Genomic DNA, 7393 nt, shown 5'->3' with positions numbered 1-7393 from the left:
TCGTGGTCCATAAATGGACGAGCCTGGTCTGCACGCTGTTCCTGTTGATCGTCTGCGTGACCGGCCTTCCGCTGCTGTTCTCCGAGCAGATATGGGACATTTTCGTCGGCGACGATGATCCGCCTTACGAGGTTCTGCCGCCCGGAACGCCCAACGCCAGCCTGGATGTCATCGTGGACAAGGCGCGTGTGCTCTATCCCGGCCAGATCATCACCAGCGTCAATCCGGATGACGATGAACCCGCTGTTCTCCTTTCCATGGCCCCAAGCTGGCAGGCGCTGAAGGACGACGAAAATTACCCGGACCGGCACTCCGGCCACTGGATCAAGTTCGACGCCCGCACGGCGAAGGTGCTGGAGCAGTCGCGTCCCGCCGATGCCCCGAAGGAGCCGCGCACCTGGACTGGCATCATCATGGGGATCTGTAATCAGCTCCATACGAGCCTGTTTGCAGGTCTCACCGGCCGGCTGTTTCTTGGCGCGATGGGCGGTGTCTTCGTAGCCTCGCTGGTGTCTGGCGCAGTGCTGTATGGCCGCTTCATGAAACGGCTGCCGTTCGGCTCTGTCCGGCGGGATCGGGCCTCGCGTCTGACATGGCTGGACCTGCACAACCTGCTGGGGGCCGCCACACTGGTCTGGGCGACGGTGGTGGGCTTTACCGGGCTGGTCAACGAACTCCAGACGCCGCTGTTCGGCCTGTGGCGTGTGACCGATGTGCGCCAGATTTTGCGCCCCTACGCCAATCTGCCCGTGCCATTGCAGGATCATCTGTCCTCGGTGCAGGCCGCGTTCGACACGGCGGCCAAGGCGGCCCCCGGCAATGAGGTGACCGGCCTATCCTTCCCCGGCGCTTCCTTTGGCAGCCCGGTGCATTACGTGCTCTGGACGAGAGGCGCGACACCTTTACGCGCCCGACTGTTCACCCCGGTTCTGGTCGATGCCCGCACGGGCGAACTGACCGGGGCGTATCCCATGCCGTGGTATCTGCGCTTTCTGGAAATCTCCCGCCCTCTGCATTTCGGCGATTACGGCGGTATGCCGCTGAAAATCCTGTGGGCGCTGCTCGATGTGGTGGTGATTGGCGTTCTGGTCAGTGGCCTGGTGCTGTGGGCGGGCAAACGGAAGATCGCCACCGACGCCCGTCTGCGGGCGCTGGGGTACGATCTGGATGACGCGGACGATGCGACTGCCCGTGTCCTGACGGTGGAGACAGTCCGATGAACGCCGTCTCTCCCGAAATCCCCATGCCGTCTCCGCCTGTTTCGGCATCACGCCATCCCGTCGCCGTCTGGCCGTGGCCGATCGCGCTGGGCCTGCTCACCATCTTCGGCCTGCTGTCCGCCCTGCTGGGGCAGCACGGCATCTGGCTGGCCCTGTCCTGGGCCGCCCTGTCCATTCCCCTCATCGTTACGGTCATCTGCCTGATCCGGGCGTGGCGCGGACCGTCTTCCAAAGGAGGTCTCTCATGACCGATCTCGCCCCCATTTCCTTTTCTCCGTGGGACATGTTCCTCAATGCCGGCCCGGTCGTCCGCTGCGTCATGATCCTGCTGGCCATGGCCAGTCTGCTGACCTGGACCATCTTCATCGCCAAGTCCGTCGAACTGCTGCGCGTGCGGCTCAAGCTCCATAAAGCCGAGAAAGCGCTGGAAGAAGCCAACACGCTGGACCTTGGCGAGGAATGGACACGGGGAAATTCCTCCATCGCCCACACGCTGGTCATGGCAGCCGAAACTGAACGTAAGCGTTCTGCTGATATTCCCGATGACAGCGAGGGGCTGAAGGAGCGCATCGTGCTCCACCTCGAACGTCTTGAAGCTGCTGAAGGTCGTCGCCTGCTGCGTGGCACCGGAGTGCTGGCCACCATCGGCGCAACCTCGCCCTTCATCGGCCTGTTCGGCACGGTCTGGGGCATCATGACCTCCTTCACCGGCATTGCCGCCAGCAAGGCAACCAGCCTTGCCGTCGTGGCCCCCGGTATTGCCGAGGCATTGCTGGCTACTGCGCTGGGTCTGGTGGCGGCTATCCCGGCGGTGGTGATCTACAACCATCTCGCCCGCCAGACAGCGTCCTGCCGCGCGCAGGTCGCGGACCTCACCGCACTGGTCATGCGCCTGGTCTCGCGTGATCTCGGCCGCATGCAGGCGCTGACCGCCAGCGGGCAGGTGGTGCGGCTTGGCGCATCGCGCGATAGCCGCTCGGTGGCCGGGGAGTAGGCGACATGATCCGCATCCGCCATACCGATGAGAACCCGCATGAGGCGAGCGAGATCAATGTCACGCCGTTCATCGACGTGATGCTGGTGCTGCTGGTGATCTTCATGGTCACGGCTCCGCTGACCACCGTGAACGTTCCGGTGGATCTGCCATCCTCGACCGAAAAGCCAACACCGCGCCCGGACGACCCGGTGTTCCTCACCGTCAAGGCCGATCACGGCCTGGCGCTGGGAGAGGACGATATTTCCGCCGATTCGCTTCCCGGCGCGCTGGAAACTGCGACCAAAGGCAACAAGGACGAGCGCATCTTCCTGCGGGCCGACAAGACGGTCGATTACGGCACGCTGATGGGCGTGATGGATAAGCTGCGCTCTGCTGGCTACCTCAAGGTCGCGCTGGTCAATCTGCAGGGGCAGGAAGAAGGCAGCGAGGCGGGTTCGACGCCTGCGCCGTCCGGCAGCAACGCGGCCCCTGCTGCGCCTGCATCCGGGGCGACACCGTGAGCGACGCGATGAACATGGCGGATACGGCGGTTTCTGCTGGCGTGACTCAGGATACGGTCCAGCCGTCTTTCGCCGACTGGCAGAGAGGACAGGCGCAGTTAGCCCGACGCGAGGACGCCATCCGTTGGGGCCTGTCCTTCCTCGCCGTACTGGCCGTCAGTGGCGGAGCGATCTGGTGGATCATGCGCCTGCCACCACCGGTCATGGCCGTGCCCGAACCACCGCCTGCCGCGATCGCCATCGACATGGCCCCTGAACCCGTCTCGACACCGACCCCGCCCACGGACCTGCCGCCCGGACCACAGCAGACCCAGTCCATCCCCGATCCGGCGCCGGTCGAGCCACCAAAGATCACGGCCCCGCCGTCGCCCGCGCCCAATCCGCCGATCCCGGTGCCCAAGCCTGAGAAGCCAAAGAAACTGGTGAAGAAGCACAAGCCGGTGCCGATGCTGAAAAAGCCGATCCCGGACAAGACGCCGCCAGCCGAGGCTACGACCGCGCCGCCCTCATCGGAAGCACCGCCCGCCCCCACACAGGCAGCCCCGGCCCCCGGTTCGTCATCGGCCCACGCGTCGCACGATCCGGTCACCTGGCAGGGCGCGCTGCTGGCGCAGCTTGAAAAATTCAAGCGCTACCCGTCCGACGCCATGGCCGACCATCAGGAAGGCGTGCCCACCGTGACCTTCTCCATGGACCGCAAGGGGCATGTGCTCTCGGTGACACTCGCCAGCAGCTCCGGCCATGCGCTGCTGGACCAGGAAGCCATTGCCCTGCCCAAACGCGCCCAGCCTTTGCCCATTCCGCCGGACAGTGTCGCGGGGGATCCGATCACCCTGACGGTGCCCGTCGAGTTTTACATCCATGTGCGACCATAGATTTGGTCAAGTAATTGTTTGTAAAGGAAATTTCCATGAGACAAACCTGATGTTCCGTCATCAGTAGCCTACCGGCACATGCGGGACTGGTAACGGTCCGGTGTGAAGCTGCCGGGACAAAGTAGCCGGGCCTTCGGGCCGTGCCGACACCGCGAGGTCGAGGCATTATCTGCAAGCATCGGCGCGGATAGGGCGCCAGGCTGGGTGGTATGACCAATACAAGTGAACTGCTGATAAACGTCGTTAAGAATAACAAGCCAAAGATGCTGACAGGCTTGAACCAAAAGGTACGCGGTCGGTTGCTCTTTTGTGGATTGAGAGCACACGGACATTATGACCGTCGGCGAAAAGGCAGGGTCTAACCCATCCCGTTACTTGGTCAGAACTGGGTAAGCCCGTATCCCCGCCCGGCAACGGGCAGGCCGACCGCAAGGAACGCTGTCGGGGGTGCGGGTAGAAGAGGTCGGAGAAAGCGAATGCGACGTTGTAATGGCATCGATAGGGATTGCGGCTCGCCAACATCATCCCGCCTGAAAGGGAGCAGACTTCCGACTGGTCTCTCGTTGCGAGAAAATTTGTGGAACCATCACAGGAGGACAGGCAAATGACAGTTACCACCATGACTGGTGCGGCCTCCGGCGGCCAGATCAAATGGTCCGAAATCGACTGGACCAAAGTAAATCAGGCCGTGCGAAGGCTGCAAGTGCGTATCGCGAAGGCAGTGCGGGAAGGCCGCTGGGGCAAGGTGAAAGCCCTGCAATGGCTGCTGACCCATTCGCTTCACGGCAAGGCTCTCGCCGTGAAGCGCGTTACGGAAAACCGGGGAAAGAATACGCCCGGCGTGGACCGGATCATCTGGGACAGGCCGGGTAAATGTGTCAGGGGAATGTTGTCGCTGACGCGGCGGGGCTACCAGCCACAGCCTCTGAGGCGGGTCTATATCCCGAAAGCAAACGGAAAGCTGCGCCCGCTGGGAATTCCCACGATGAAGGATCGGGCCATGCAGGCACTTCACCTGCTTGCGCTCCTCCCCATCGCGGAAACGACGGCGGACCCCAACTCCTACGGCTTCCGGCCGAAGCGAGGAAGCCGTGACGCGGCAGAGCAGTGCTACAAGGTGCTGCGGTTGTCGGGTTCGGCGGACTGGGTGCTCGACGCGGACATAGCCGGATGCTTCGACAACATCAGCCATGACTGGCTTGTCGCCAACATCCCTATGGACAAGGTGATACTCCGGAAATGGCTGGAGTCCGGCTATATGCAGGATAGTGAACTGTTCGCGACCGAAGCGGGAACACCACAGGGTGGTATCATCTCGCCGACACTTGCGAACATGACCTTGGACGGGATGGAGCGGATTCTACGGGATCGTTATGGTCCCCGGCGTCCAAACCGGCAACGGAGCAAGGTTCATCTGATCCGCTATGCAGACGATTTCGTCATCACCGGCAGGTCGCAAGACCAGTTGGAGGAAGCGAAAGCGATGGTCGAGGATTTTCTGCGCGACAGGGGTCTGACCTTGTCCGACGAGAAGACAAAGATCGTGCATATCGAGGAAGGCTTCGACTTTCTCGGCTGGAACGTGCGCAAATACGGAGGAAAACTTCTTATCGGGCCAGCCCGAAAGAATGTTCAGACCTTTCTGCGCAAGGTCCGGGCGATCGTGAAGGACGCTATCGGCGTAAAGCAGGAAATTATGATAGCGCGCCTCAACCCGGTTATCCGGGGATGGGCGAACTACCATCGCAATCAGGTAGCGGCGCAGACCTTTCGTGAGGTCGATGCTCAAATCTGGCGGTGCCTCTGGCGCTGGGCCTGCCGCAGACACCCGAACAAATCGCGCGGCTGGGTGAAGGATCGCTACTTCGCCCGGGAAGGCACGCGAGACTGGGTGTTCCGCGCAACAGTCTGCGATGACGCAGGAAACAATACAGTCGTGCGGCTGATGCGGGCCACCGATGTTTCCATCCGCCGTCATCGCAAGATCAGGGCCGAAGCAAACCCGTTCGATCCAGCATGGGACAGTTACTTCGCTGAAAAGCGGACGCTGCCCAAGGATCGGCAGGATCGGTCCGCAAAGGCCAGTAACTCGACCCGGCGCAGTGCGCTGGCGGCTCTGGTCACACAGAGCTTTGTAGAGGCTTGAGCCGTATGCGGGGAAACTCGCACGTACGGTTCTTAGGGGGGAATAGCCCAGTGATGGGCTGTTCCTACCCGATGCCAGTGGGAACTGAGGTTTTTGCCGTTCTGGTTTTCATTCCCTTTCCCTGATCGTGACAGGATCAAACCCATGCTCGCCTTTTCCGAATACCGCCGTTCCTCGCCGTCTCTGAGTGAAATCCGTCCTGGCATGGGCGCCAGCCGCAGCGCTGTGCGCAGGCTGGAAGACCGCTGCGAAGAGGTCGGGATCAAGATGACCGATCTGCGGCGCATCCTGCTGCACGGCATCCTCGAAGCCGGACCACGGGCGACGGCGGTGGAAATCTGGAAAACGCTGGGAAAGATGATGGAGGATGGGCACGCGCCCTCGCAGGGATCAATCCAGCGCAATCTCAATCTCTTTGTGGAGCGGGGCATCCTGCGCCGGGATGTCACGCCGGACCGGCAATGGCTCTATAGCGTGGCGCCGGAACGCAAGGCGGCTCTCGCGATTACCTTCGTGGAAGCCGGCACGGGTCGGAAGATCGCCTGCAACGCGCCGGAAGTCGCCACAGTGCTGCGCAGGGTCGCAGCCGAACACGGTCTGGCGGTGCAGGCCGCCGCCATCACGGTCACGCCGTCAGCCGGACATGATCTGGAGGCGCGCTGACAGACGCCGGATATTTTTTCGTCTTTCTCTGAAAAAATGCCCGCATCGATCGTCTTATAGAGTGAGCCCTCCCGCAGGGACGGGACATCTTCCTTGAAATTCATCGCCTGGTTCGTCCGTCGCCCGGTGGCGACGCTTCTGCTGCTGCTCTCCGCCGTGCTGTCGGGACTGATGGCGCTGCCCCTCCTGCCGGTCTCGGACCTGCCTGATGTCGACCTGCCGGTGATCTCGGTCTCGGCGTCGAATGCCGGCGGCTCGCCCGAGGTGATGGCCCGCACGGTGGCCGCCCCACTGGAGCGACATCTGGGCAATATCGCCGGCGTCACGCAGATGCAGTCCACTTCCACGCGGGGTGAGACCTCCATCTCGCTTGGGTTTGAATTGGGGCGTGATCTCAACGGCGCGGCGAGGGACGTGGAAGCGGCGATCCGCGCTGCCCGGCACGACCTGCCGACCACGCCGGGGTCCGATCCCAGCTATCATCGCGCCAATCCGAATGCGACGCCGGTGCTGATCCTTGCAGTGACACCGGGCATGCAACCCATGTCCCACCTGTATGATCTGGTGAACACCACCCTGCGGCCGATGCTGCTGCAGGTGCAGGGCGTGGGGGATGTGACGCTCATGGGCAGTTCAGCTCCTGCGGTGCGGGTGGAGATGAACCCGTTGCTGTTTTTCAAATACGGCATGGGTTTCGAGAACCTGCGTGCGGCACTGGCCTCGGCCAATGCCCATACCCCCAAAGGCGTGATCGACATGGGCGGCCAGCGTTACCAGCTTGCCGTCAACGACCAGGCCGAACATGCCGATGCCTATCGGGATCTGGTGATCGCCTACAAGAGCGGCCGCCCGATCCGGCTGCGGGATGTGGCCACCGTCACCGACAGCATGCAGGACGTGAATGCCGCCGCCTTCTTTGACGGAAAGCCGGCGCTGACGCTGATGGTGCGCGCCCAGCCGGGAGCCAATCTGGTCGGCATTGTCGATGCGGT

Annotated in this window: 8 protein-coding genes; all 8 read left to right on the top strand. The window is 62.6% G+C overall.

All coding sequences use genetic code 11. The annotated features are described in order from the left end of the window. Positions 1-2: 2 nt before the first annotated feature. Entirely contained in the window at positions 3-1220 is a 1218-nt protein-coding gene (locus tag B7449_RS15340) for a PepSY-associated TM helix domain-containing protein (RefSeq protein WP_082084909.1), read from the top strand. Beyond that, a complete protein-coding gene (locus B7449_RS15335; RefSeq protein WP_039736266.1) occupies positions 1217-1468 on the top strand; it encodes a hypothetical protein in 252 nt (83 codons plus the stop codon). The genes B7449_RS15340 and B7449_RS15335 overlap by 4 nt, the downstream gene beginning before the upstream one ends. Beyond that, positions 1465-2214, top strand: coding sequence for a tonB-system energizer ExbB (gene exbB, locus B7449_RS15330; protein ID WP_039736265.1), 750 nt, complete (start codon positions 1465-1467; stop codon positions 2212-2214). Before B7449_RS15335 ends, exbB begins: the two co-directional genes overlap by 4 nt. Positions 2215-2219: 5 nt before the next feature. After that, positions 2220-2717, top strand: a complete 498-nt coding sequence (gene exbD, locus B7449_RS15325) for a TonB system transport protein ExbD (protein WP_039736263.1) — start codon at positions 2220-2222, stop codon at positions 2715-2717. Positions 2718-2731: 14 nt separating this feature from the next. After that, positions 2732-3592 carry an energy transducer TonB family protein gene (locus B7449_RS15320; RefSeq protein ID WP_039736269.1) on the top strand — a complete coding sequence of 287 codons (861 nt, stop codon included), beginning with the start codon at positions 2732-2734 and terminating at the stop codon, positions 3590-3592. A gap of 604 nt (positions 3593-4196) precedes the next feature. Next, on the top strand, positions 4197-5738 hold the full coding sequence (gene ltrA / locus B7449_RS15315; protein ID WP_039736262.1) for a group II intron reverse transcriptase/maturase: 1542 nt from the start codon (positions 4197-4199) through the stop codon (positions 5736-5738). Between the two features lie 144 nt (positions 5739-5882). Then, positions 5883-6401, top strand: coding sequence for a Fur family transcriptional regulator (locus B7449_RS15310; RefSeq protein ID WP_039736261.1), 519 nt, complete (start codon positions 5883-5885; stop codon positions 6399-6401). Positions 6402-6494: 93 nt separating this feature from the next. Next, on the top strand, positions 6495-7393 hold an 899-nt coding region (locus B7449_RS15305; protein ID WP_048883789.1), incomplete at its 3' end, for an efflux RND transporter permease subunit.

This window comes from Komagataeibacter intermedius TF2 (assembly GCF_000964425.1).
Classification (GTDB): domain Bacteria; phylum Pseudomonadota; class Alphaproteobacteria; order Acetobacterales; family Acetobacteraceae; genus Komagataeibacter; species Komagataeibacter intermedius.
The sequence above is the reverse complement of the archived record's forward strand: the minus strand, read 5'-3'. Positions and strand labels throughout refer to the sequence as shown.

Bases quoted from the DNA above. Each gene is read 5' to 3' on its own strand.
- B7449_RS15335 (WP_039736266.1), top strand. From the start codon at position 1,217: ATGAACGCCGTCTCTCCCGAAATCCCCATGCCGTCTCCGCCTGTTTCG.
- exbB (WP_039736265.1), top strand. From the start codon at position 1,465: ATGACCGATCTCGCCCCCATTTCCTTTTCTCCGTGGGACATGTTCCTC.
- exbD (WP_039736263.1), top strand. From the start codon at position 2,220: ATGATCCGCATCCGCCATACCGATGAGAACCCGCATGAGGCGAGCGAG.
- B7449_RS15320 (WP_039736269.1), top strand. From the start codon at position 2,732: ATGGCGGATACGGCGGTTTCTGCTGGCGTGACTCAGGATACGGTCCAG.
- ltrA (WP_039736262.1), top strand. From the start codon at position 4,197: ATGACAGTTACCACCATGACTGGTGCGGCCTCCGGCGGCCAGATCAAA.
- B7449_RS15310 (WP_039736261.1), top strand. From the start codon at position 5,883: ATGCTCGCCTTTTCCGAATACCGCCGTTCCTCGCCGTCTCTGAGTGAA.